Annotated in this window: 18 protein-coding genes; 13 read left to right on the plus strand and 5 right to left on the minus strand. The window is 57.7% G+C overall.

Features of this window, described 5'->3' with window-relative positions:
* Positions 1 to 22 precede the first annotated feature (22 nt).
* Positions 23 to 2,275: a hypothetical protein gene (locus tag WCS52_17290; protein MEI6168939.1), complete on the minus strand. Its 2,253-nt coding sequence runs from the start codon at positions 2,273 to 2,275 to the stop codon at positions 23 to 25.
* A gap of 177 nt (positions 2,276 to 2,452) precedes the next feature.
* Between WCS52_17290 and WCS52_17295 the strand changes: the two genes are divergently transcribed.
* Both WCS52_17295 and WCS52_17300 read left to right on the plus strand, forming a co-directional pair.
* Entirely contained in the window at positions 2,453 to 2,746 is a 294-nt protein-coding gene (locus WCS52_17295; GenBank protein MEI6168940.1) for a nucleotidyltransferase domain-containing protein, read from the plus strand.
* Positions 2,727 to 3,110, plus strand: a complete 384-nt coding sequence (locus tag WCS52_17300; GenBank protein MEI6168941.1) for a HEPN domain-containing protein — start codon at positions 2,727 to 2,729, stop codon at positions 3,108 to 3,110. The genes WCS52_17295 and WCS52_17300 overlap by 20 nt, the downstream gene beginning before the upstream one ends.
* Positions 3,111 to 3,172: 62 nt before the next feature.
* On the opposite strand, the gene WCS52_17305 is transcribed toward WCS52_17300, so the two are convergent.
* Positions 3,173 to 5,269: an MFS transporter gene (locus tag WCS52_17305; protein MEI6168942.1), complete on the minus strand. Its 2,097-nt coding sequence runs from the start codon at positions 5,267 to 5,269 to the stop codon at positions 3,173 to 3,175.
* A gap of 30 nt (positions 5,270 to 5,299) precedes the next feature.
* Between WCS52_17305 and WCS52_17310 the strand changes: the two genes are divergently transcribed.
* The 3 genes from WCS52_17310 to WCS52_17320 all read left to right on the plus strand — a co-directional run bounded on the left by WCS52_17310 (position 5,300) and on the right by WCS52_17320 (position 9,390).
* A complete protein-coding gene (locus WCS52_17310) occupies positions 5,300 to 5,626 on the plus strand; it encodes a hypothetical protein (protein MEI6168943.1) in 327 nt (108 codons plus the stop codon).
* A gap of 146 nt (positions 5,627 to 5,772) precedes the next feature.
* Complete coding sequence (locus WCS52_17315; protein MEI6168944.1) at positions 5,773 to 7,146, plus strand: glycosyl hydrolase family 28 protein; 1,374 nt, start codon at positions 5,773 to 5,775, stop codon at positions 7,144 to 7,146.
* A gap of 3 nt (positions 7,147 to 7,149) precedes the next feature.
* Positions 7,150 to 9,390 (plus strand): GH92 family glycosyl hydrolase, encoded by a 2,241-nt coding sequence (locus WCS52_17320; protein ID MEI6168945.1) that lies wholly within the window; start codon positions 7,150 to 7,152, stop codon positions 9,388 to 9,390.
* Between the two features lie 144 nt (positions 9,391 to 9,534).
* On the opposite strand, the gene WCS52_17325 is transcribed toward WCS52_17320, so the two are convergent.
* Positions 9,535 to 10,740, minus strand: a complete 1,206-nt coding sequence (locus WCS52_17325; GenBank protein ID MEI6168946.1) for an alginate lyase family protein — start codon at positions 10,738 to 10,740, stop codon at positions 9,535 to 9,537.
* Between the two features lie 143 nt (positions 10,741 to 10,883).
* On the opposite strand from WCS52_17325, the gene WCS52_17330 reads away from it, so the two are divergent.
* Positions 10,884 to 11,885: a hypothetical protein gene (locus tag WCS52_17330; protein ID MEI6168947.1), complete on the plus strand. Its 1,002-nt coding sequence runs from the start codon at positions 10,884 to 10,886 to the stop codon at positions 11,883 to 11,885.
* A 23-nt stretch (positions 11,886 to 11,908) separates the two neighbouring features.
* Here the strand turns inward: WCS52_17330 and WCS52_17335 are convergent, their stop codons facing one another.
* Both WCS52_17335 and WCS52_17340 read right to left on the minus strand, forming a co-directional pair.
* On the minus strand, positions 11,909 to 12,241 hold the full coding sequence (locus WCS52_17335; GenBank protein MEI6168948.1) for a glycoside hydrolase family 95-like protein: 333 nt from the start codon (positions 12,239 to 12,241) through the stop codon (positions 11,909 to 11,911).
* A 242-nt stretch (positions 12,242 to 12,483) separates the two neighbouring features.
* Entirely contained in the window at positions 12,484 to 14,199 is a 1,716-nt protein-coding gene (locus WCS52_17340; protein MEI6168949.1) for a hypothetical protein, read from the minus strand.
* 225 nt (positions 14,200 to 14,424) lie between these two features.
* Between WCS52_17340 and fucU the strand changes: the two genes are divergently transcribed.
* The 7 genes from fucU to WCS52_17375 all read left to right on the plus strand — a co-directional run.
* Complete coding sequence (fucU, locus tag WCS52_17345; protein MEI6168950.1) at positions 14,425 to 14,856, plus strand: L-fucose mutarotase; 432 nt, start codon at positions 14,425 to 14,427, stop codon at positions 14,854 to 14,856.
* A 129-nt stretch (positions 14,857 to 14,985) separates the two neighbouring features.
* Complete coding sequence (locus WCS52_17350; GenBank protein MEI6168951.1) at positions 14,986 to 15,984, plus strand: LacI family DNA-binding transcriptional regulator; 999 nt, start codon at positions 14,986 to 14,988, stop codon at positions 15,982 to 15,984.
* Positions 15,985 to 16,100: 116 nt separating this feature from the next.
* Positions 16,101 to 18,425 (plus strand): hypothetical protein, encoded by a 2,325-nt coding sequence (locus tag WCS52_17355; protein MEI6168952.1) that lies wholly within the window; start codon positions 16,101 to 16,103, stop codon positions 18,423 to 18,425.
* Between the two features lie 15 nt (positions 18,426 to 18,440).
* The gene (locus WCS52_17360; protein MEI6168953.1) at positions 18,441 to 19,916 is read left to right on the plus strand and encodes an MFS transporter; all 1,476 of its coding nucleotides are present in this window, start codon (positions 18,441 to 18,443) and stop codon (positions 19,914 to 19,916) included.
* 22 nt (positions 19,917 to 19,938) lie between these two features.
* Positions 19,939 to 23,277, plus strand: a complete 3,339-nt coding sequence (locus WCS52_17365; protein MEI6168954.1) for a sugar-binding protein — start codon at positions 19,939 to 19,941, stop codon at positions 23,275 to 23,277.
* 175 nt (positions 23,278 to 23,452) lie between these two features.
* Positions 23,453 to 24,142, plus strand: coding sequence for a hypothetical protein (locus tag WCS52_17370; GenBank protein MEI6168955.1), 690 nt, complete (start codon positions 23,453 to 23,455; stop codon positions 24,140 to 24,142).
* A gap of 79 nt (positions 24,143 to 24,221) precedes the next feature.
* Positions 24,222 to 25,462, plus strand: a 1,241-nt coding sequence (locus WCS52_17375; protein MEI6168956.1) for an RNA-binding domain-containing protein, incomplete at its 3' end; no start/stop codon positions are given.

Genomic DNA, 25,462 nt, shown 5'->3' on the forward strand with positions numbered 1-25,462 from the left:
GTATCTGGCTCCTGATGAAAGGTTAATAAGGGATAATCTCGCCCTGATAGGCGCGGCCATTGACCGTGATGGCATAGCCGCCGGCCTTGCGGGTGATCGAGACCTCATAGCGTTTCCCCCGCAACTCACGTTGGACGGAAACCTGATTCCAGTCGGAGGGCAAACAGGGCTCAATCGTCACTCCCTTGTAACCCGGCTTGATTCCGCAGAAGTACTCCACCACGGCGCGGAACATCCATCCCGCGGCACCGGTGATCCAGCCGCTGATCGAATCACCCGACCGGCCATTGGCCGGGCCCAGGTATTGATTGGTAAAGGCATAGGGCTCGCAACCGGAGACGGTCGAGGGATGGCCGGGGCTGTCGGGCATCACCTTGAGATAGCTGGCCAGGGCCTGATCAGGGCGTCCCGCCGTCAGGTCGGCCACGATTTTAAAGGCGGTGCCGTGGCAATATGGCGTACCATTTTCATACATGCCGGGCAAAAGCATGGTGACACGCCCGACATTGGGGTCGGCCGCCGTATAGTGCGGGGTCAGGGTCAGGGAGCCATGCTCCGACTCCAGAATCCCGTCAATGGCCTTCAGGCAGGCGGCTTTACGTTCGCCTTGGGCGAGGCCGGTCATCACCGCCCATGTTTGCGTATTGAGGAAAATCCGGCCTTCCTTGTTTTTGGCGGAACCGACCGGATTGCCGAAGTCACTATAGCCCGCCAGATACCATTCGCCATCCCAGCCATGCTGGTCAATGGCCGCTTGAATCCGGGTGGCCCGCTGCCGCATTTCCGCTTCCAGCACGGCATCATTCAGGACCTCACGCGCCATTTCGGCGAGAATGTTTAAACTGTAATAGAGGGCCATAGACGTCCAGACGCTCTCGCCTTTCCCGGCGCGTCCCATCCAGTTAAGGGAGTCATTCCAGTCACCTTCATGGGCGAGGACCAGGCCGTGGCTGCCCAGATCGTCGCTCAAGTGCCGCACGCCCTTGAGCATGTGCTCCAGCACCGTGGCTTCACCTTGGTCGAGAAAGGGGACCTTATCCTGAAGGATCGTGAGGTCGCCCGTTTCCTTGAGATAGGCGTCAACCGTCGGGGTGATCCAGGTGGGTCCGTCGGAATAGTGATGAGGCTGAAGCGGGAGCCAGCCCCGGATCGCATGTCCGTCGCTGTATTGGTGAGCCAGGGTCTCTTTGATTTTTGCCTTGGCCAGCGGGGCATTGAACGGGAGGATGCCCCACGCATCCTGAAGCGTATCCCGGAAGCCGCGCGCCCCATCCCGTCCGAATTCCACGCATAACTGGATCTGTTGCTTGGCCCAGACGTTGACGAGGCGATTGATCTGCTCATTCGGGGTCTGCACCTGGACGCGTGACAGCATGGCCGACTTTTCCGCCTGCAGGCTATTCCAGGTCTGGAGGCGATAGGCGGGTGCCATAACTTTGGTGATGAGGCGGTCCTTCTCGGCCAGCGTGTCGAAACTGCCCAGCAATACGGTCACCTGGCGGGAGGCGCCGGGTTCAAGTTCGATGGGGATGGCCAGGGCACCGGCCAGTTCCTCGCACCAGGACTCTTTGCAGGACATGGCGCCATCGATCAGGGCGCGTGGCTGGATGGGGGAGCCGAACGGACCGCAGAAGTCGCGACGCCCCCCGCACCACTGTTGCACCTCGCCGTCAGTAGCTACAAAGGCATTATAGCGTTGATGAGGGCGTTCGTCGGAGGTGTTGAAGCTCAGCACGGCGCGGTGAGCGGGGTCGTAGGTGCTGCGCAGGTAGGAATAGGGACTGGAAAACGTCGTGTAACCGCCGAGCCACCATTCAACATAGGGGGCAAACCAGAGGTGGCGTGGGTGATCCGAGGTGTTCCGGATGGAGAATTCCCAGATCTCAACCGGTTCATCGGCGGCCAGAAAAACACGGCTTTCCGTCGTGATCCCATTCCACTCCATGACGAACGTCGAATAGCCGAGGCCGACGTGGGAGGTGAAGCAGGCATCGGGTGTGTTGATCGGGAACAGGCCGGTGTTCCAGAGGGTGCCGGTGTCGGTGTCGCGCAGGTAGAAATAGCGTCGTCCATCCCGGATCAGGCGAACGCGGCCCTCCGGATGGTTGAGCGTGAGGGTCTGGTTGTTGAACACACCGTCCCCTCCGCCGAACTGATTGAGTCCGGAGATCAAGGTGTCATTCCAGAGAAAATTGACCTGCGCCCGCGGGGGGGCAAGGGGGGCGGTGATGATAAATTCACGACCATCCGGAGAGAAATGTCCATAGGGTTTCATAGCGGAGAAGATGCATGAATCCAGTGGGAAACGCAAGCAGGGTGTGGCTGGTGTGGCTGGCGAGCTTCGTGATTTTTCAGGCTTCTGTTCAAATTTAACAAAGCTATTGATAACAGGATTGAAAGACGAGGCGTTATATGGCAGATTTGAAAAATGGTGGCAATTGGAGACATAAAGATGTTTTGCAGTCGGTTGGTAGAAGAATACCGACCCAGTCGGATTGTCTTGTTTGGATCCTATGCCAGAGGCAAGCCCCGCCCGGATTCTGATGTGGATCTCTTGATTGTGATGCCGTTCAAGGGAAGTGGCGTTAGTAAGGCAGCTGAGATGATCCGGAAATTGAGCCCTTCATTTGCTGTGGATTTGGTCATACGGACACCTACTGATATTGAGCGTCGTGTGGCCATGAATGATTTTTTCTTAAAAGAGGCCACGAGCGGTAAGTTATTGTATGAAGCTCCTAACGCATGAGTGGATAGCCAAGGCTGATGGTGATTACCGGACGGCATGCCGGGAATGGCGTGTGCGTCGCCTGCCGAATTTCGATGCGGTATGTTTTCACGCCCAGCAAGCAGCCGAAAAATACCTCAAGGCTCGCCTGCAGGAAGCGGATATCGCTATTGTGAAAACTCATAACCTGATCCACTTGCTCGATCTTGTCATTGCTGTGGAACCGACTTGGGATGCATTCCGTCCTGATTTGGGCGTGCTTAACCAATTTGCGGTGGCGTTTCGGTATCCTGGAGAATCGGCGCAAAAGGAGAATGCGGCCCAAGCTATAAAAATCTGCAAGTCTCTGCGTGATGAGGTTCGTGCGGCTCTAGGTGTCGTATAGACCTTGCCGATTTAACGCCACCTTATCAGTGCCCCGGACAGGGTGTTTGCGTAAGCAGCCGCTTACGTGGCCATTTTGCTGGCAAGGAAGAGCAGCGAGATGGCGGTGGAGTCATCAGGAACGCAAGGGCATTTCAGGCGCGTGGCGATTCTCGCACGCCAGGCCAACCGGTCCGTTCCGGGATCAGCCAGATCAGCCCAGGCGGGTTGGTCGCCGAGGTCGCCGAGGACAAAGGCCTGACCGCTGCCCGGGGTTTTCTCCTCCGCGTCCCATATCTCGCAGATCTCGGTCCGCTCGCCCAGGGCATCAGCGAGATAGAGCAGCACTACGCGAAGGAAGCTCCCGGATTGGCTGGTGGCAAGTTCGGCGCGGACCAGTTCCCACAAGATGGGAATCTGACGGGTGGCGGAAAGGCCTACGAGGAGCTCCAGCCGGTCAGCGGGATCGGTCCAGGCCTGCCAGCAGGCCAGCACCTTAGCTTCCGGGAGGCGTTCGCCGAGTCGCATCAGGGTTTTAAACGCGGTGGCCGCGACTCGCGGGGAAGCCTCCTCAAGAAGATGACGCAAGGCTGGAATCTGGGACCGATCATTGAGGAAGCCCAGAGCTGTTAAGGCTTCGCGGCGTAACGGAGACTCCGGATTCAGGCCCTCCTGAAGTACGATCGGTGCCGTGGCGGGGAGCGGATTGATGCAGAGAGAGCGGTAGGCGCTGGTCCGGTGAGCGGGATCCGGCGAATGCAGGAACTGAAGCATATGGGCCCGGCTTACGGCGGTTCCGCTGGTCAATACGTTTTCAAAACTATGCATCCGTTCCACCAGGGATTCCTTGGAGTTTTCCACCTGATGCAGGCGCACGGCCGTCATCAGGTTGGCCGGATGGAGCACGGCAATATCCCCCCAGGTCCCATCCCCGGGGCGACGCAGGCGCTGGCTGGCCCAACAGACCGCCAGACTGAAAAGGGCCCAGACCAGGCAGGTATGACTGTAGAGGTGACCGCCCGGGATTCCGGGACTGCTGAGCATTTTGGCGAGCGCCACCACGCCCAGTCCGAGCCCGGCGGCTAGCGTGGCGGTCAGCTGGAAGATGATGGAAATTTCAACGCGTTGGGTTTCACCCAGGCGATCAATGCTTAACGCACTGAAAATGGTGCCTGAGACAGACATGCAGAGCGAGGCGATGATGAAGAGGGTAATGGCGATGATGGGCTGGAGCGGGGCGGGAAGGAGGCTGGCCCAGGCCATGATGATGCCGCAGACCGCCAGCGTGGCATGGGCGCCGAATTGAAGGGGGCGGAAGCCGATGCTGCGCCCGATGATGCCCGCCATATGGGATCCCGCCATCATGGCGACCATGCCGCCGATCGTGGTCATGAACACGATATCGGCCGAGAGTTTCAGGACGACTTTGAGATAGTTCAGCTGGTATCCGGCGGCAATCCCCATTGGGACGGTGAGAAGGGCCAGGAGCATGACCTCGCGCCGTTCCGGATTTCGCAGCACCGAAGGGATCGCGGTCAGCAATGAAATGGGCGAGCCCCGTGGAAGGGCGCCCGTAGGGGGAAGGCGGCGCAACGCCAGGGAGGAGGCAAAGTTGAGGAAGATGCCCAGAACCAGGATGGCGAAGAAGGCCCACTCCTGACTGGGAAACCAGGCCGAGCGGTTCAGGATGAGGGCGGACAGCACGCTGATGGCAATGGTCCCGATATACCACCAGGTGAACTGGCGGGAGACGACCTCTCCCAGTTCAGTCGGACGGCTGAGGGCCTTGATCACGACCTGTGAGGCAATGACCCCGATTGCGCGGGCGGCCATGAATCCGAAATAGACCACAATGAGCACCCATATTTTTACCTGATTTCCGGGCAGAAAGGGGAGCGCCAGATAGGCCATGCCCAGGTAACTCCGGATAAACCAGGCGCGGCTGTAGACGCGGGAGGCATCCATGCCGGCACAGAGCGCGGGCGCAATCAGCACCACCACTCCGCAGAGGTGGACACTGGCGTACATCAAGCCCGTTTCAAAATCGCTGGCCCCATAGGTGAGTGCCAAGACCGTGATCAGGGGCCCGATGGCCAGATTGGCTCCCAAAGGGTTTAATTTGGCAAAGCGCAACAAGGCGGTTTGCCCTGACAGCTGGGCTTGGCGGGTCATTAATGACATAGCGGTCGATAATAGAAAAACCAGCTCCCTTTGCAAGCAGTTTGGCCGAGGGCAGACGCATCTATAACACTCGAAATGCAGGGGGATTTACCACGGAGACACGGAGATTTAGAGAGAGAATTCAAAGATAATGTTGCTGAATTTTCAATTCCGGAGTACCGAAATTCGAAATTCCGCAACGGTTTTCTGGAGAAATACCACGAGAAAAAGGGGTTAAAGAAGACCTTTCCCGACTTGGCCGAAGAAGCATTGTCGAAGTATTCTCCCGGATTCCTCCAGGAAACCGTGGCGTTTGTTTTGGCCTCATGTACACATGAGGGCGAAATAAACGCCACGGTTGTATTTTTTTCTCCCTAAACCTCCGTGTCTCCGGTAATTCTTTATCTTTTCCTGTTGGCCCTGAAATTCCTTTGTTTTGCTCGATTAAGATGCGTCTGCCCTGCCAGTTAAACTTGACTTAAGGGCGGCCCCTCGGCACCCTCAACACCATTACGAAAGTAGGCATGATGCACACGATTTTCAATAATCAGAGCGAGTTTTTGAGTGACCGGCAGAAACTGTTTTCGGTGAATATCCGGAGTCCGGGGGAGGCTTGGCAACCCGTCAGCCTCTGTAATGCACGGGTCGGGCTTCGCCAAACCGGCATCGTTTCCATCGGCTCCTTTGATTTCACCGGCACCGTCGAGGTCTCCGTGACTTTCGCGCAGGCCATTACTTCATGGAAGATCAGGCCTCTGCATGATGAGGTCAAGGCCCGCCGGATGAGCGACCGGGAAATCGGCTTCACCCTGATCCACCCTCGCAAGCTGTCGATCGAAATCAACGGCGATACCCTGAATAACCTGCATCTTTTCGCAAATGATTTAGAGACCTCTGTTCCCGATCCCGCCGGGAAGGGGGTCGTGACCTACCCGCCCGGTATTCATCATATCGGGGGGGACGGGTTTCTCCGCCTCCAGAGTGGCCAGACCCTCTACCTCCCTTATGGGGCCGTCCTGAAAACGAAGGGAATTGTGTGTGACCATGTGGATCACGTTCGGATCTGCGGGCGCGGGGTAGTCGATTTGAGCGAGTGGATGCCGGTGCAAACCTATGACAAGACCCGGCCGGACACCCGCGGTGTATGCGTGACCTTCGCCCGCCAGATCACGCTGGAGGGGATCCTGTTTCTCAATCCGAATCACTATACCGTCTATGTCGGGCAGTCCGACCATGTATCGATACGGAATATCAAGACGATCAGCTCCTCGCTCTGGGCGGATGGAATTGACTGCATGTCCACGACCCATCTGGAGGTTGATGATGTGTTTCTGCGGACCAGCGATGACTGCATCGCCATCTACGGCCACCGTTGGGATTTTTACGGGGACACCCGCCATATCCGCGTCAGGAATTCCGTCTTCTGGGCTGACGTGGCGCATCCCGTCATGATCGGGATTCATGGCTGGCACGAAAAGGAGGGCGACCTCATCGAGGATGTCCTGATCGAGAATATTGATATTCTGCTTCACGATGAAATCCTCGAGCAGTATCAGGGGGCGCTGGCGGTCAATGCCGGTGATGCCAATGTTGTGCGCGATATCACCTTCTCGGGGATCCGGATCGAGGAGGTCCGTGCCGGTCAGATTTTCAATATCAGGGTGTACAAGAATGATGATTACAATCCCAAGCCCGGGCAAAAAATTCAGAATGTCATTATCCGGGATGTGACCTACTCGGGACCCGATAAGGCGTCTGAAATCTCAGGATACGATCTGGAGCGCAGGGTGGAGCGCGTCTCCATCCAGAACCTGGTGATCAATGGGGCCGTTGTCCTGAATCCGGAAGACGCGAATATCCGAATTGGTCCTTTTGTGACCGGCGTAACCTTTTCATAAATTATGAATTCAAAAAGAAATGGTGGTGAAGGGAATGCGGCCGGGCCTGTCTCCCTTGTCCGGCCCCTGCAGGGAACGGATTCCGAGCCCGATTTTTCCAATGGAAATACCTTACCACTGGTGGCCCGGCCGTGGGGGATGACCCACTGGACGCCGCAAACCAACGAAGGCCGTTGGTTGTTCTCGTCCCGTGCCCGTGTCCTGCAGGGCATTCGGGCCACGCATCAGCCCAGTCCCTGGATTGGCGATTATGGACACTTCGTGGTCATGCCCCAGACCGGAGCGCTGCTTCCCGATGCCGTGGGCCGCGCCTCCAGCTATCGCCAGCAGGATGCTGTCTTCGCGCCCCATTATTTCTGTGCCGATCTGCTGCGCTACGAGACCCGCATGGAGGTCACCCCGACGTCCCGTTGCGCACGGTTCCGCATCACCTTCCCCTCTGGTCCCCTTCCCAGGCGCATCCTGTTTTCCACCTTTGACGGGGAGTCCGCGATAACGATTCTGCCGGGTGAGCGACGGCTCGTGGGGTCCACCACGGCCAATTCCGGCGGTGTTCCTGCAAATTTCAAGTCATGGTGGGTGGCCGAGTTTGATTGTCCTGTGGTGGCCTGTGGCCTCTTCACTGACACGACCGTTGAAAAAGAGGCAACCCATGGAACTGGCGCGAAGCTGGGCGGCTATGTGGAACTTGCCCCTCAGGACGGGCGCGTGGTCGAATTTACGGTGGCAACGTCTTTCATTTCGGCCGAACAGGCCCAGCGAAATTCCGGTGTAGAGGTGGCGGGCGCCTGTTTCGATGCTCTGCGGCGTGAAGGGGAAACCGGCTGGAATACCTTGCTAAAGCGCTTCAGCATTGAGGCTCACACCCCTGCGCAACGGGAGACCTTCTATACCTGCCTGTACCGGTCGCTGCTTTTTCCGCGTGATTTTCATGAGCCCGGCCCGGATGGACTCCCGCATTATTTCAGCCCCTATGATGGCCAGATCCATGCCGGGCGACTGTGTGCCGACAATGGGTTCTGGGATACCCACCGGACCGTTTACCCGCTCTTGTCCCTGGCTTATCCCGAGCGGCTGGGAGAAATACTGGACGGTTGGCTGAATGCCTACCGGGATGGCGGCTGGTTGCCTACCTGGTCCAGTCCCGGCTACCGCGCCTGTATGATCGGGACCCATGCGGATGCCATTTTCGCCGATGCGATCGTCAAGGGGATTCCGGGCTTTTGTCATCAGACCGCCTATGAGGCGATCCGCAAGGATGCCTTCGAGCCCGGGGACCCGGGCCGGGGCTGTGGCCGGGCGGCCTTGACGGAATTTGACCGTCTGGGCTATGTGCCTTCAGAGGTCGCCCTGCATGGGACGGCCCGCACGTTGGATTTCGCATTTGCCGATTTTGCGATCGCCCAGGCGGCAAAAGTGCTGGGGCGGGCTCAGGACTCTGCGATGCTGATGGCGCGCGCCGGTCATTATCAGAACGTATTTGATCCCGCCGTCGGCTTCATGCGGGGGCGGTCCCGCGCCGGCTGGGATTCGCCCTTTGATGAGTTCGCGTGGGGTGGCCCGTTTATTGAAGCCTCCGCCTGGCAGCAAACCTGGGCGGTCCCGCATGATGCGCTGGGGCTCGCTACCCTGATGGGAGGGCCCGCGGCGGCCTGTGCCAAGCTGGACCGGATGTTTGAGCTGCCGCCGCAGTTTACCGCGGATAACTATCAGCGCGAAATTCACGAGATGAGCGAGATGGCGTCCGTTGACTTCGGCCAATATGCCCATTCCAATCAGCCAGTACATCATGTCCTGTATCTTTACACGGCGCTCGGCCAGCCTCATCGGACCCAATATTGGGTCCGTCGCGTGCTTTCGGAACTTTATAGCGCCGCCGCCGATGGACTCCCAGGTGATGATGACAATGGCGAAATGACGGCCTGGTATGTGTTGAGCGCACTGGGGATATATCCCCTGACACCGTCTCATCCGACCTATGTGCTGGGGGCCCCGCTTTTCCCTTACGCGAGTCTCAAACTCGAGCAGGGGGGATGTCTGGAAATACACGCTCCGTCGAATCGGGTGGACACCCCTTATGTCACCGCCCGGCGCTGGAACCAACGGGCCCATGACCCGCTTTGGATCTCTCATCAAAGTCTCGCCGCCGGAGGAGTGATGGAGGTGGCCATGGCTCATGCGCCGTCAGATGCGGCGATTCCCCAATCCTTGTGGCCCTACTCCATGAGTATGGCCCCCCGGTAGCCGGGTTATTCATCGTTAGAGAGACACACCGGCGGCTGATTGTCGGCCAGCGCGTAGAATCGTTCGCCGGGGACGGCGAACGCCACCTTGCCACAGTCAAAAAGAGGTCTTTTTCATTTGAAACCGGCGAAGTGAAATTTTGTTTTAGTCCAGATTGTACAGTAAACGGAATCGGTGGTCTGGCGGCAGGAAGGGGAGTTGCCGGAGGACATCCTCGTAGCCCCCGTCCGGGAAACGTGTGGCACAGGCGGCGAGCGAGCCGATGACAGCGATTTCGTCGAACGGCTTGATCTGGCGCCAGGTCCATTCCCGGGCCCCGGTCAGATAGGGGATGAACCAGTCAACGGCGCGACGCAGGGACCGCCCGGCAGACCCTTTCGCGGACCAGGCATCAAAGCCAAACCGTTGTCCAGAGACCGCCATATTGGTGAACGAGCAGAGCCCGAATGCCGTATAGTTCATGGAAATGGCCCGCACCAGCTCCTCAGGCTGACTCCCGTCCGGCTCTAATTGCATGTCCAGCCGCTCAGAAAAAATGGCGGCGATCCGGTCCCTGGCTTCCTGTTGCCGGCCGGTGAATTCAAGGAAGCAGGCGATGTCGGCCCAATACCAGGAGCCGTGATTATTCCGGCAGGCCGCCTCGTCCAACCCGTGTTGATGGGTCAGCAGCCAGTCGGTATAATCCCCGTACCATTTCTTGATGCCTGCCTCATGGGCGGCCGTCCAATGCGGGGAGGCCCCCAGGAGGCGGATGCAGTCCGTCAGGGGAACCAGATGCAGGTCTTCAATCACCCCGCCGAAGGAAACATAAACACCTTTACGTCCGTCCATGCCCGGAACCAGGCGGGGCGGGTAATCCGGCCAGAGCACCGCCACCTCGTCACCGGGGATGTATTGTGCAAATAACATCCGCGGCAGCATGCCGGTTTTCTCGTCCAGAAACCAGGTGTGAAGGAGACGAGCAGCATGGGCGGCAAAGCGTTCATCTCTGGTTATGGCATAGGCAATGGAGAGGGATTCAACATCCCGCACCATGTCGATAAAGCGGCCCCGGTCGGTCTGGTAACTCTCCGGATTAACCTGCCCGTCTTTGTAGCAATAGGGAAGCCCATCTTTTGAGGAGGGATTCGGCCAATAATAAATGCTCAGGCTCAGGTAGTCCCGCCTATCACCGGACGGCGGGAGGATCGGTTTTTCGAGCACGGAGCGGGGTGCCGTGAGGAGTGCCAATTCCGCATCCTTGATCAAGCGCCTGGTGACTTCCGCGAACGCTCCCTGTTTTGATTTGAGAAGGGCCTGATCAAAGCGATCAGGAATAAGCAGGCAATCACGGCGAAAAGCATCTTTCATAACTTAGGCGTCTCCAGAAAAAGATTGGATTAAGTCATGGTTGCAAGATAGGGCCATGAAGTCAAAATATATGATATGTTTCATTAAAGTATTGTGTTTAATCACAGGTGATGAAATGATTCATCCGAACTCAGGAGGGGCTCATGAATGTAAATAGTCGTGTCCGCACATTTTGGGAAGCAGGTTTGGAGGACGGCCCTCTTGTTTCGATCTGGTTGCCCGAGCCGCCCGCTGATCTGAAGCGGTGGGATCTGGCCTCGCAAGTGGCCTACTGGGAAAACCGGCGTCATTTGCCGGATGATACGGCCCCGCATGTGGCTATCAGTAATGAGGCCGAAACCATGGCCGCTCTGCTTGGGGTTCCGGTTGAATATAGTGCCGGCTCAGCCTGGTCCACTCCCATCCTTTCGAATTTAGCAGAGGGCTTGAAGGTCCGGTTTGATCCCGGAGCCCCGCTCTATCAAGAACTGATCCGGCGAATTGAAGCGGCAAAAGGGAGGCCGGAGTATGCCTTGAAAATGATTCCGGTCGCGGGAATCTCCGATCTCCTCTCGGCTCTGCGAGGGGCGCAGGATTTGATGATGGATTTGATGGAAGATCCGGATTCGGTGGCGGTATTGGTGGCGCATGTGGCGGGGTGCTGGCGCTACTTGATGAGGGATTTGCTGGGGCGTCTACCGCTTTATGAGGGTGGTCTGGTGGGAGGGCTAGCCTGGATGCCGGGGCGCGGCGCCACGGTTTCGGCCGACATGATGATGATGTGCAGTCCGGACTGGTTCCATGATTTGATCTGGCCGGAGGAGCGCAAGTTGTTGAATGAATTTGACAGTGTGATTTATCATTTACATTCCGGCGGCTCGGGGCCCGCCCTGGCCGAGTGGATTGCCCCCCATCCGCGTGTGAAAGCAGTGGAAATCAGCCATGATCCGACGGGGCCGGACCTTGAAAGTCTGGAGCCCGTACTGGCTGGCATTCAGGAGCACACGCGGCTTCTGGTCACTTGCTGGAGTCGCCGGTTTACGGATGCCGAACTGGCCTGGATGGCGCGTCATTTGGACCGCCGCCACTTATCCCTTTTCCAATATGCTGATACTCCGGAAGAAGGCCAGTCGTTTCTGGACCGGGTCCATACCAAGTTCGCGTAAAGGTCGCTACCGGCTAAGCCCTTTTAATCCCGGGAAAGTTTCAGCGTTTCGCCGGGGCGGGTGTTGCGGGACACGCGTGGTCCTTTGCCGGCTTTTCCGTTCAGCTTCCAGGCTTTATGGAAGCCGTGAACCAGTTCGATCGGGCCGCCGGCAAGGCTGGTGACCCGGATTTCGCAAAGTTCGCCTTCACGCACCGTACCCCCGAGGAGAAAGGCCCCCTCGGTCCGGATCCCGTCAAAGGTCAGGGAGTGCCAGTGTTTGGGGAGCCCGGGCAGAACATAGATCCCATCCTGCCGGCATTGGACCAGTAATTCGAGGATGGCGGTGACCGCACCCATGCCGGCATCCATCTGCATAATTTCGCGGAATTCCGGGCCCCGGTGGAAATCCGGTGTGGCCAGGGCGTTCTGATTCCAGGAGGAGCACCCGCCGAAATCAGCATCATGCAGGGTGCCATGGCCGATATTGGTGAAATTGGATTTCCACCACTGCAGCCAGGTGGTGGCGGCGTCGGCCAGGCCGCACCGGGCGCAGAGGATGGCCGCCCACGGAATGCACCAGCCGGTCCATTGGCCCGCTCCCCGGTTTGTCCAATGGGTCAGTGAATTGGCAACGATCTCCCGGTGCTCATCGGCAAGGGGTTCAATGGTGCAGAAGGGATAGATGGACGCCAGATGACTGTGATGACGATGGCTGCCCGCCAGGTCCTGTTCCTGCCAGAGGGCGATGCGGCCCCGGTAAGCGCCGGGCTGCCCGCCAGGTCCTGTTCCTGCCAGAGGGCGATGCGGCCCCGGTAAGCGCCGGGTTGCACGCCTGTCAGCGTATAGAGCGGGAGCCGCGTGCGGACTTCTGCCCAGCGGGCATCCTCCGGGAGGGCGAGGAGCTTGGCCGCCTGTTGCAGGAGACGGGCGGTTTCATGGAGTGCCGCCAACTGGAAGCTGGCATCCCGGCCCCAGGCATTCATCTGGGACCCGTTGTATTCCGGACTGACACTGACTGGCAGGGAGAGTCGTTTCGTCCCGTTCTCCTCGATCTCCTCCAACATGGCCCAATAGCCGTTGAAGGCACCATTCAGCAGCGGCCAGGCGATGTCGCCCAGGATACGCGGGTCCATGCTGTAGCGGTAGTGCAACCACGCGAGTTGTGCCATCCAGGCCGTGCAGGCATGATCGATGGTGCCGGCCCAGAAGGTGCCGACCACCTGACAGCGGTCATCCACGGCGTGGGGGAGCATGATGGCGCCCGGCGCGCCGAAAAAGGCTTCCCCATTGGCCTTGAGCTGGGGTAGCCATGACTGGATCAGCTGCCACATCGGCGTCAGGTGGCTGAGCCGGTTGGTGCCCAGACAGGGCCAGTAGATCATCTGGGCGTTGATGTTGAAGTGGTAATCGTTGCTCCAGGGCGGGAGCTGGTATTCCTCCATCCAGGGGCCCTGCAGGGTGGCGGCCACGCCCCCCGGGTTGGTGAGGCCGGCCTGCTTGTAGACTCCATAGTTATACGTATGCTGGAGTCCGGCATCAGGGAGCCGCAGGCGGGGCACGTCCCGCCAATACTGCTTCCACCAGGCATCGGTTTGTCTGATGAAGGCAGGGGTAATGCCTTCATCCACGCGCTGCCGGGCGTGTTGGGGCGCGTCAGGCCCGAGGGCGGTCGCCAGCACCAGCCGGCGGCCCTGCCGCCGCCAGGCGATGGCCATGGGGTCATCCTCGGGTAGGGTCTGGCAGAAGCCGCCTTCATGTTTGCCAAACCATTGATCAGGCGGGCGACAGCCGACGGCTTCCAATTCCATGCTGACATGAGCCCAGGAGGGGATCAGCTTGAGAGTGGCGAGCCGGGCGGAGGTGGCGTCGAAATCAACCCAGGCCACCTCTTCGTTCATCACCTGTCGGAGGGTGATCCGGGCTGTTTTTTCCCCGGGACCGGCGAAGCGGATCGTCAGGAGGGCGCGGGTGATGTCGAGCCGGCCTTCCACGGGGCGCCACCCCTTGCCCAGCGAGACTTCCAGCCGGCCGCCGCCGACTTGTTGAGGACGATTAGGGGAAAGCGGGGCCGGCTTGGCTCCGGCAAACAGGGTTCGGATGCCAGCTTCATCGTCCGCCTCGAGCAGGCGCCGGACGGCGGAGAAGGTGGCACGGGTTTCAAAGCGATTCCCGCCCCGGTGATCCCAAAAGCCCGCCCGGGCGATGGTGATGTTCAGCGTGGTCTCGCCCCAGACCATCAGGCCTTGGGTCCCGTTTCCAATGAGAATTCCGGTATGGGTGCGGGGAAGGGGGAAATTCCAGAGCAGAAGGGAGTCGACAGATTTAGGCGGCATAAAATGAACTCCTTATAATTCGTTAAAAAGCCGTTAAACTACGAAATACGCGAAAGGCGCGAAAGGGAATTCTTGGGGCTTAATCGTAATCGTAATCCTCATCGGGGAAAGTAGATTAAGATAAAGATTACGATTATGATTAAGATTTCCATGGGATGCTAATGATTATGATATATTTTTGGCTGTGGTGGATATAAAACATCCCCATTCAAAAGGAGAAATACGATGCTTAAAGGTTTGTCACCGTTGTTGAGTCCTGACCTTCTGGCTGTGCTTTGCCGGATGGGGCATGGCGATGAATTGGTTCTGGCGGATGCCCATTTTCCGGGCGACACGTTTGGCCAGCGTGTGATCCGGGCGGATGGCCTGAAAATCGCCGATCTGCTGGACGCCATCCTGCCGGTGTTTGAACTGGACTGTTATGTCGATTCGCCCCTGATGATGATGGCGGCCGTGCCGGGTGATAAACTCGATCCCAAGGTGGAGAAAATGTACCGCAAGGCCGTCGATCGACATGCCCCCCGGACACCCGCCATCACCCGCATCGATCGGTTCGCCTTTTATGACCGTGCCAAGGTGGCCTTTGCGGTGGTGATGACCGGCGAAACAGCCAAGTATGGCAATATCATCATGAAAAAGGGTGTGACCCCGGTCTGATGCCTTCGCTGGGCGCTGATTTCATCACCTGATGAAATATTTCCTTTACCCTGAAGGAGGGAATCCGCATATTACCCGCTAAATATGGCTTCCCTGCTGAAGTGTCAGGGGTACCTGGAGAAATTGAGTATGGCTCCTTCTATCACAGATGTTGCAAGACTAGCGAAAGTATCGGTGGGCACCGTATCGCGTGTCATGAATGGCGAGACCAGTGTGAATGCCGATTTGCGGCGGCGGGTATTGCTTGAGTCCCGGCGGATCGGGTTTGTTCCAAAAATCGCGCATACGCGTTTGGCGTTGATGAGTTCCTGGTCCAACTCCGTGATGCCCGTCGGCTACACAAGCATCATGACCAGCCTGATCACGCGGTTTGTGATGCAACGGAAGCTCGGGGTTGAGATTGTGGACATGGACAATCTGGATACCCTGTATGATTCCGGGATCAAGGCGGCCATTGGCATCGTATTCGATGACCGCATTGCGGCGCTCCATGAAATTCCCAATCTTCCTGTCCTGACCATTAATCACCCGATGGTGAACATGGGGATTCATAGCCTTTACACCGACCACTTTGAACAGGGGATGAGTGCGACAAAACACCTCCTTGAAAAGGGGCATCGGCGCATTGCGTTTATGGCGGATCTGTCGACGGAGTGGGGGGGCTGTGAGCGACGGCGTGGCTATGAGCAGGCGATGAAGGAGGCGGGACTCACGGTGGACCCATCCTGGGTGCGCTTCAGTGAGGAGGCGCCGATCTATGACATTTTACGGCGCTGGGTCCGTGATGAGGCGACGGCCATCTTGAATTTTGGAGAGCGGGTTGGGCCCGAAGCGATCCACGTGCTTCAAAGTGTCTTCAATTTGCAGATTGGCCGGGACATCTCCACTATTACCTTGGAAGAGTTGCCTTTCTATCAGTATCTGTCTCCGCCCCAGACGGTGATCCGGCAGCCGCTGGAAGAGCTGGCTCGACTGGCTGTGGATAGCGCCATGGAACTAGCGGGCGCCTGCGGGCAGGGTAAAGCCTCCAGGAAAGTCCTCGATATCCGGCTACATGGCGAACTGGTGGAACGGGATTCCGTGGCCGACCTGCGCGGGGGCAAACCCCAGAAGCGGACGACCGCCTGAGAGACGGGGCTTGATGAAAGAGTATCACTCCTGGTGAAATATTTTCTAGACCTTGATGAGGGGGCCATGATACCAATTCATCATTGGTCTTAAAGGCCGCAACAGGAGACGATGGCATGAATCACCCGTACGGACATTTTCACCCTGATGGACTCGCATTTGTGGTCACCGATCCGGCGACACCGCGGGCCTTCGATAATTTTATCTGGAACGATTCCGTCATGTCCTGTGTCCAGCAGACCGGCGTGGGCTATTGCGATGTGCAGATCGGCGAGACGGAGGGCGTCAAGCTCTACACCGGTGAGGGGCGTATCTGTGACATTGAAGTGTTCGGCCGCGAGACGCTGCTGAGCCGGTTGATCTACGTGCGGGACAATGACACCGGCGAATTCTGGAATGTCGGTTGGGAGCCGGTGCGCCGGCCCTACGAGGCCTATGCCTGTGAGCACGGACTTGGCTATACCCACCTCAGTTCCCGCACCAAGGGCATTGAGTCCTCACTCCTGCTGTTTGTCCCGCCGGGCAAGGAGGCCGTGGAGCTGTGGCGCCTGAAACTGGCCAATCCGAGCGGGCGCCGCCGGTCCTTGACGGTGTTCGTCTACAATCAGTATGGACTCCAGTACAAGAGCGGGTTTAACAGCTATGGCGACATGCTGTACCGCGGGGCCTGGTTTGAGGCCGAACACAATGCAATGATCGTCCAGAAGCATCCGCAGATTGCGCCCCATGCCTTCCTCACCGCCTTCCTGACTGCCGACCGGAAGGCCGATGGCTTTGATGGCAGTCGTGACAACTTTGTCGGAATCTACAACACGCTGTCTGAGCCGCAGGCGGTCATCGCCGGGAAATGTTCCAACCGGCCCGGCTCGTCCGAGGCCACCGTCGGCGTCCTGCAATTCAATCTGGAGCTGGCATCCGATCAGGAAGAGACCATTCACCTGATCAGCGGGCTGACCGATGCGCCCGCGCATCTGGCGGAGATCCGTCCGCGCCTGTTCGCGTCGTTCGATGCCCAGTTCGAGGCCCTCAAGGCCGAAAAGGCCCGGATGGTGGCCCACAATGCGATCAAGACCCCGGATGCCCACTTGAACCGGATGGCCAATGGGTGGCTTAAGCAGCAGACGCTTTTCGGCGCCACCTGGGGCCGCTGGGGCTGGATGGGGTACCGGGATGTGGTGCAGCATGCCTGGGGCGTGGCCTCCTTTGATGCCCCCCGCACCCGGCGCGTGTTGTTGTCCGCGCTGGCCCGGCAGTATGGCAACGGCCTGGCGTTGCGCGGCTGGAATCCGTTGGACACCAAGGTGTACAGCGACAGCGCCTTGTGGCTGGTGGCCACCGTGTGCGACTACTTGAAGGAGACCGGTGACTTTGACCTGCTTGAGGTGATGGTGCCGTATTTTGACAAGGGTGAGGATACGGTGCTGGGCCACATTGACCGGGCGCTGGAATTCCTGGAAATCAACAAAGGCATCCATCAGCTTTGCCTGATCAAATTTGGTGACTGGAATGATTCGCTCACCGCCATCGGTAAGGCGGGTCGGGGCGAAAGCGTGTGGTTGTCGATGGCGTATGTGCGCGCGCTGGATCTGATGGTGGAATTGGGGCGCCGCCTGGGCCGCAAGGTCGAAAGCGACGCGTATCAGGCGCGGGCCGACGCGATGCGTCAGGCCATACGCACCCACGCCTGGGATGGTAAATGGTTCCTGCGTTGCTTTGACGACGATGGCCGGCCGGTGGGCGCAAGTGAGTGCGAGCAGGGCCGCATCTATGTCAATGCCCAGAGTTGGGCCATGCTGGCGGGAGTGGCGGATCCCGCCCAGATGGAAACGATGCTCAAGTCCTGTGATGAACTGCTGTTGACCGATCTGGGCTATCGCCTGGTGGTGCCGCCGTATCTGAAGCGCGACGATCATATCGGCCGCATCAGTTACCTTGAGCCCGGCATCTGCGAGAATGGCACCATCTATTCCCATGGCAATGCGTTCATGATCTATGCGCTGTTGCAGAAGCACGAAGGCGACCGGGCGTACGCGCTGTTCCAGCGTGCCGCACCGGGCTATTTGCCAACTCCTGAAAATCCGAAAAACGGGGCGCCGCCCTACATCTTTTCCAACTGTTACTACGGGCCGGAGCACCGCAATCGCCCGTTCCAGATGGAGTTTACCTGGGTCACGGGCTCCGTCTCATGGTACGGGAACGCCATTCTGGACTACCTGGTCGGGGTCAGGCGCGAATATGACGGACTGACCATTGATCCTGTGTTGCCTTCCGAGTGGCAGGACACGAGTGTCGTCCGCTCCTTCCGGGGCCGTACCTTTAACGTTCACATCCGCCGGACGGGCCAGCCGTCGCTGATGCTGAATGGACGTGCCGTAAAGGGTAATTTCCTTGCGCTGGCCGACTGCGGCGAGAGCAATGAAGTCCTGGTCACTGTGAAATAAAAAGGGGATTGCCGCGTGGAAATTGAAACGAAGAAAGAGGATCCCCGCCTGCGGGTCGGCTCGCTGCGATACACGATGGCCGGGCTGATGTGGGTGTTCGTCTGGCTGCTGTGGGGCGATTTCTGTTTCACGGTGATGGAGTATGTCAACAACAGCATCGTGCCCCTGCGACTCAGGGAGTTGCAGGCGCCTGACTGGGTGTTGCCGATTATCCTGACCACGGTTCCCAGCATCATCAATTTCACCCTGAATCCGGTGATTTCCACGATCAGTGACCGGCATCGGGGCCCGCTGGGGCGGCGGATTCCCTTTTTGTTGTACTCGGCGCCCTTCCTTTCCGCCACGCTGGTCATGATGGCGTTCTCCCCTGAAATTTCGGTCTGGCTCCACGCCAAAGTCGGGCCGATGGGCGGGTGGGGGATTGTGGGGATGTCGATCTTTACCGTGGGCCTCCTGATGGCGAGCTTCAAGGTGTTTGACATGTTCGTCAACACCACCTTCTGGTACCTGTTCAACGATGTGGTGCCCCAGGCCTTTATGGCCCGCTTCATGGGAATGTTCCGGGTCGTCGCCAGCCTGGCGGCCATGTTGTACAACTACTTCTTCTATGAACATGCCCTGACGCATATGCGCTGGATCTATCTGGGTGCGGCCACCATCTATCTCGTGGGCTTCACGATGATGTGCCTGTTCGTCAAGGAGGGAACGTATCCCCCGCCTCCCGTACGGCCACCCCATGCCCGTGGCCCCTTTTTCCGGATGATGGGGGAGATGAAGATATATATCCGTGAATGTCTTTCCCACCGTATTTACGTCTACTATTTTGCAATGGGCATGTTCATGACCGTGGCGAATGCCATTGGCGTCTTCACGCTTTATCTGAATTTGTCGCTGGGCATCACCCTCAAGCAATTGGCGGTTTTAAATACCGGTATCCAGTTCGTCCAACTGGTGGTGAGTTATCCATCGGGCGCCCTGGCCGACCGGTTCCATCCCATCCGGGTATGGATGTGGATGATGGTCTGTCTGTTGTTTATCGTGCCGCTTAATTTTGTATGGTTGTTTGGCCAATATACACCGACGCAGGCCTTCCACATCATGATCGCACTGACCGCGATCGATCTCCCCGTCACCATGCTTCTCGGCGCAGTGGGAATGCCCCTGATGATGCGCATGTTGCCCCGGGAGAAATTCGGGCAATTCTGTTCATTCAATGCCCTGAGCGGGGCCGTCATGAATATCGTGGCCTCGTTGTCGGTCGCCTGGTTCATGACGGGCATGCGAACCCTTTTGCCGGATGCGGTCTATGGTAAGGATTTCTGCTATCGCATGATCCCTGCCTGGCGCCTACCGTTTTTGGGCATGGCTATGATTTTCCTCTGGTTGCTTTACCGGGAATGGAAGCGGCAGGGCGGGGTGACGCACTATTCGCCCCCGGGTTACCCGCCCAATGATGTGAGCGAACCTGCAACTGCAAGCCCGTCGCACTAAGTGGTAAAAAGGAGACTAAATAATGAAATACTTCATCTCGACTCGTTGTCTTGGCGCCTTGCTAATCATTCCCCTGTCGCTGGCCGCAAGTGCACTCTGTGCCCAGGAACGGGTGGTCACCCGCCTTTTCCAGAGCGCGGAAACCCTGCAGGTCAAGCCGAGTGCCTGGAATCTGGCACAGGGTGTGGTGAAGAATTCAGTCGAGAGGCCGGATGCTGGCGTGGCAGGTGAGGCATTAACAGGTTCCATCGAAATTGACGTGGACTACAATGGCAAGGGGTTCGCGCATTATACGGCGGAAGCGGGTGCGGGAACGGTTCCGGGCACCCTGAAGTCCATCAATCTATGGGCGAAAAGTGAGGGGTTATCTCGCGGGTGGAACTTGATCTTCAAGGATGCGGATGGCAAAAGCGAAGTTGATAAAAAGAAACTTGATTGCTCCATCAAGGGTTCAGCCGGTAAATGGGTTCACGTCCAGTTTCCGATTCCGGCAGGTTGGAAACAGCCGGTCAGCTTCTCGGGCATCGGGACCCACAACTGGGGCGCCAACGATCAAGTGGGGCGCGCCAGTTTGTTCATTGCCGGACTGAAGCTCGAGACGGACGTCAGTGGGGTCAGTGACCCGGCCAAACTTCTCAAGATCACCACCGTCTGTCCTGCGCAGGACAACATTTTCATCGAAGGCGAAACCCCGCGGATTGAAATTTCCGCCGGCAGCTGGTTGGGTAAGGAACTTTCAGGCGAGCTCATCTGGGCGTTGACCGACACTGAAGGCCAGACTGTGCAGAAGGGTGGCGGGCCGGTGAAATTCAGCGATTCCTGGAATGGGTCCGCCCAGTTTGCCCCGGGCAAGTTCGGGACCTATTTCTACAGTTTAAGCTTGAAGCTCAGCGAAGGGGCACCCATCCAGAAAAAAGGGCGCATCGCCTACCTTCCGAAACCCGCGGTACTGACGGCGGCGGAGAAGCAGAACTCCCCTTATGCCCTGAATATCCATGGCGGTATAGAGGGGGTCGGTTACAACGCCATCGCCCGGCTGGGGTTCACCTGGATCCGGGATTATGCCTATACCTACAACTGGGTCACCCGGGCCAAAGGCTCCGACTCGAAATACGGTGGCTGGCCCTGGTATCCCCAGATGGATGCGAAAATCAAGGAGTCCGGCTTGATGCTTCTTCCCTGCTTTATGGGGTCGATGCGCGATTCGGTTAAGGCGGGTAAGACGGCCATGGACAAGGAAATGCGCCGGGAAATGATGATGTTCATGGCGGCGTTCCCTCAGTATACCGCCTGGGAACTCGATAATGAGTACGATCTGCATTATGGCAAGGATGAGGTGAAGAATAACTGGGCCACCTACAAGTCCTTCCACAAGACCTTCGGGGATACGGTCAATATGATGGATGACACGTATCTCTCCGTTGAACAGGGCGCGGCCGGCGTCTACCCGGAGCGGACCCGTGATCTGGTCAAAAGCGGCGCTTTTGACTCCATCGACGTCGTTAATGGCCACTTCTATTGTGGAACCCAGGCCCCGGAACTGAATCGTTCCAACTATAATACCGGCGGACTGAAAGGGTTGTCCCGCTACTACTTTGACATGCTCCGGGATTTTGTCGCCGCCGCCAGTTGTGATGGCAAGAAGCGGCAGGCGTGGATCACGGAGTTCGGGTGGGATACCCTCGCGGGCCACATCGTTTCTGAAAAAGAGCAGGCGGCCTATCTCCAGCGCGGCTATATGCTGGGGCTGCAGGCGGGCCTTGATAAAATGTTCTGGTACTGGAACCGGGATACCAAGAAAAAGCCCACCACCTTCTTTGACGGGTGCGGCATCCTGGACCCCAACGACGAGCCGAAGCCGGCGTGTGCCGCCATTTCGGCGCTGACTCATTTTATGGCGCTTCCCAAGCCGGTGGGAACATTTGTGGTGGGCGAAAACGGGATGGGACATGTTTTCAAGGATGGCAATAAACTGGTGGCGGCGGCGTTCAAGGTGGATGTCGATGGACCCGCAGTGGCGGCGGAGTTTAAGTCAGGGAAGCTGTTTGACGCCTATGCCAATCCTCTGGCGCAGGCTCCGAAAACTTTGGATATCTTGCCCACCTGGGTCGTTGGACTTAGTGAAAGCGATCCATTCTATATCCAGACAGCCTATGATCTGAAGTCCCGGTATTTCCAGAAGTGTGCGGCGGGTGATGTCTCGGTCATTGAACTCCGGGCGTGCAACAACCGGAAGAGTGCGCTCTCGGGAACCTACTCCGTCAAGCTGCCTGCGGGGTGGAGTTGCGATAAACCCACGGGCACGATGGCGGCCGCGCCGGGTGAGACGAATGTCATTAATCTGACGGTCAATTCCGCGGCGGCCGACAAAGGCCCGTTCCGGAAAGTCATTGTCCTGGTCAAGGATGGCGCGGTGGAGAAGCCGCTGGTGATCGACTTTGAAATCACCTCCCCGGCGGCCGTCACGGCGGAACCACTGGTCGGCGGGCCCGGCAAGTGCAAGACCAAGGTGACGGTGTCCAATGTCTCGCTGAACCCGAAGAGCTTCACGGCCAAGGTAACGGTGCCGGCCGTATGGAAAGTGACGCCGGCCTCCATGGAGATCCAGAATCTCGCACCCGGCGAGTCCAAGGAGTTCGAACTGGAATTAGAGTGGGGTCTGGGTTGGAAGACAGACGAGCGTGCCGGCATTGAGGTGTTTGCGGCAGATGGCGCCAAGATTGCCGAATGCGGACTTGTTCCAGATACAATTCAAGTGCCGGTGGCGGGTGAGGTGAAGCTGGATGGCTCGTTTGGCACCTGGCCTAAGGACTCCTTGCTTCCCGCCTGGGCGACTGCGGGAGCCGGGCAGGGCGTTGAGGCCAGTTTCCATCTGGCGGTTTCCTCGAAGGGGTTGTTGGTCGGGGTAGAGGTGGTTGGCTCCGATGCCAAGGTGTCGGATCCCTCCTGGTTCTGGACCCAGGATACGCTGGAAGTCTTTGTGGAGCCTCTGGCGGACCGGACTTGGCGCGGCAATCCCAAAGACATGCACCAGTTCTGGCTGTGCCCGCTGGTGGGCGAGCAACGGGCTTATCTGGGTCGCTGGAAGATGAAGGATGAGATTCCGGCCAACCTGTACGACGTCAAGGAGGGGGTCCAGTCCTTCTCCGCTAAAACCGCGAAGGGGTATGTGATGCAGGCCCTGATCCCGGCCTCTCAGATTGAAGGCTGGAGCACCGCCTCGGGAACACGGGTCGGGATTGATCTGGTCGTGACCGTGAACTCGGTCAAGGGTGATAAAGTGGAAGTGTGCTGGCCACGCGGCAAGGACGAAAGCATTCAGTACCGGCCGTCAAACTGGGGCCTGTTCATCGTAAAATAATCCAGCACAGCAGTAGCTGTTAAACCTGAGAATGAGCCGGGCGAAATAACTGAATAGGTAATGCTTGATGACCACTTGCTCGCGCTGTCTAGCATGGGTGGATGCCGACGTCCCGGCGGCATATGTGGACAAGGCGAGCTTTCTTGGCGTTCGCGCTTTGTTTGGGTAGAAGAATTTGAACATTCCTCGCCAATATTTTCCGTGTTATACAAAATCAAAAAGCTCATACGGGGCGGAAGCGCGTGCCGAACCCGTTGGCACTCAATCTGCGGTGACGGGATTTGAGGGGAGCGTTAACCTTCGAATCTCGTTCAGCTATGACGGGCAGCATTACTCGCACAGTCGTCAGTTTCGCTCCAATATCATTGATGAACGGGCCTACTGGCGACAGTTGATGAGCAATTGTGGTTTCCCCCCCCAGCGGAGAATGATGATGAAAATAGTACATGTCGGAAGTTTACGCGTTGATCCCAGATCATTGGCCTTCAATTTGTTGCTCGTGATGGTTCTGTTTGCTTCAGCGGGTGGTGTTCCTGGAGAGGAACACACGATTCCAGAGTGGGCGAAAAAGGCACTGAAAGAAGCACAGTCAAACGAAGTTCCTGTCGAATTCTACGGGAAGGTAGTTGATCAGTTCGGCGATCCGGTGGAAGATGCCGAAGTCCGTACGCGCCTTCAGCGAGTCGGGATTAACTATGTGTGGGAAGCCCCGCTTGTGAGTTATACAGTCAGGACAGATTACCGGGGCTTTTTCGCTATTCCGCCAAAGGGAACGCGACCAGTTCCGGGGCTCAGTCTCACGTTTGACGATATGCGGAAAGACGGATATGAGACGATCCGCGATGCAACGTTCTTCCAGCGCTAAGGGCGTAATAGGGGTGGGCATTGGATTGCCTTGACGAGGTTAATGGCAATGAATAGCGTACTGGGCAATGAGGAAAACCATGAACACGAAGCAGCCGGATCCCCCTGAATATCCCTTTGGGCGGAAAGAAGGGGTTGATCTGGAGTTCAAGGAGGCGGCGAATGCCCTGCCGAAGAACCTTTTCGAGACCATTTGTGCCTTTCTCAACATGGATGGTGGGTTGATTGTTTTGGGGGTAGCGGATGATGGCACGGTGGCGGGTGTTGCTCCTGAGGCGGTGGACCGGATGGTGGCGGAGATCGCCAGCCTGTCTAACAATCCCACCAAACTTGATCCGCCCCGGCTTCTCTTTCCACAGGTCTTGGAAATCAATGAACGATGGGTTATTAAGATCCAGGTGCCGGCCAGCTCAAACGTTCACCAGACTGCAGGGCATGTTTATCTCCGAAGCCAGGATGGGGATTACAAGATTTCCGGCCTGAACCGTATTGCCGCCTTGGTCAACCGCAAGACGGGAACGTATACCGAGCAGCGGGTCCTCCCGTATTTAGAGATGTCTGATTTACGGCCTGATCTTTTTGAGAAGGCCAAGGTCTTGATGGAGGCCCGCAAACCAAAACATCCTTGGGCGAGTTTGTCCCCGGAGGCCCTATTGAACATTGCAGGATTTGTCCGGCGTGATGTTTTTACGGGGAAGGTTGGGTATACACTGGCGGCGGCTCTCATGTTCGGGACAGATTCGATCATCCAGAGCGTTGCACCCGGCTACAAATTCGACGCCTTGCTGAGGCGGCGCGACACCGAGCGGTATGATGACCGGGAACTTGTGTGCACTAACCTGATTGATTCCTTTGATATTCTTATGGGGTTCATTGAGAAACATCTCAGCGATCCCTTCTATCTTGAGGGCGTAATACGGGTTAGTCTCCGTTCCTTGATCTTCCGTGAGTTGGTGGCGAATGTCATTGCTCACCGTGAATATGTCAGCCCGGCGGCCGCTACCATTAAGATTTACCAGGACCGGGTTGAGTTCAAGAACCCGAATATCCCGCACGGGCATGGGCCCATTGATCCCCTTAATTTCACCCCTTATCCGAAGAACCCGACCATCTGCCAATTCATGATTCAACTGGGGCAGTTTGAGTCCTTGGGGTCGGGAATCAACAAGGTGACCCACTATCACCCTTTCTATGCGCCCGGGGCACCTGCTCCATCCTTTGTAGAGGGGGAGATGTTTACGACGATTATTCCGTTGATGCCACAAACACAAGTCACCCCACAAGTCACCCCACAAGTCACCCCACAAGTCACCCCACAAGT

This window comes from bacterium (assembly GCA_037128595.1).
GTDB lineage: Bacteria > Verrucomicrobiota > Kiritimatiellia > CAIKKV01 > CAITUY01 > JAABPW01.

Coding starts and splice junctions, on each gene's coding strand:
- WCS52_17290 (MEI6168939.1), bottom strand. CDS start 2,275: ATGAAACCCTATGGACATTTCTCTCCGGATGGTCGTGAATTTATCATC.
- WCS52_17295 (MEI6168940.1), top strand. CDS start 2,453: ATGTTTTGCAGTCGGTTGGTAGAAGAATACCGACCCAGTCGGATTGTC.
- WCS52_17300 (MEI6168941.1), top strand. CDS start 2,727: ATGAAGCTCCTAACGCATGAGTGGATAGCCAAGGCTGATGGTGATTAC.
- WCS52_17305 (MEI6168942.1), bottom strand. CDS start 5,269: ATGTCATTAATGACCCGCCAAGCCCAGCTGTCAGGGCAAACCGCCTTG.
- WCS52_17315 (MEI6168944.1), top strand. CDS start 5,773: ATGATGCACACGATTTTCAATAATCAGAGCGAGTTTTTGAGTGACCGG.
- WCS52_17320 (MEI6168945.1), top strand. CDS start 7,150: ATGAATTCAAAAAGAAATGGTGGTGAAGGGAATGCGGCCGGGCCTGTC.
- WCS52_17325 (MEI6168946.1), bottom strand. CDS start 10,740: ATGAAAGATGCTTTTCGCCGTGATTGCCTGCTTATTCCTGATCGCTTT.
- WCS52_17330 (MEI6168947.1), top strand. CDS start 10,884: ATGAATGTAAATAGTCGTGTCCGCACATTTTGGGAAGCAGGTTTGGAG.
- WCS52_17335 (MEI6168948.1), bottom strand. CDS start 12,241: ATGCAGATGGATGCCGGCATGGGTGCGGTCACCGCCATCCTCGAATTA.
- WCS52_17340 (MEI6168949.1), bottom strand. CDS start 14,199: ATGCCGCCTAAATCTGTCGACTCCCTTCTGCTCTGGAATTTCCCCCTT.
- fucU (MEI6168950.1), top strand. CDS start 14,425: ATGCTTAAAGGTTTGTCACCGTTGTTGAGTCCTGACCTTCTGGCTGTG.
- WCS52_17350 (MEI6168951.1), top strand. CDS start 14,986: ATGGCTCCTTCTATCACAGATGTTGCAAGACTAGCGAAAGTATCGGTG.
- WCS52_17355 (MEI6168952.1), top strand. CDS start 16,101: ATGAATCACCCGTACGGACATTTTCACCCTGATGGACTCGCATTTGTG.
- WCS52_17365 (MEI6168954.1), top strand. CDS start 19,939: ATGAAATACTTCATCTCGACTCGTTGTCTTGGCGCCTTGCTAATCATT.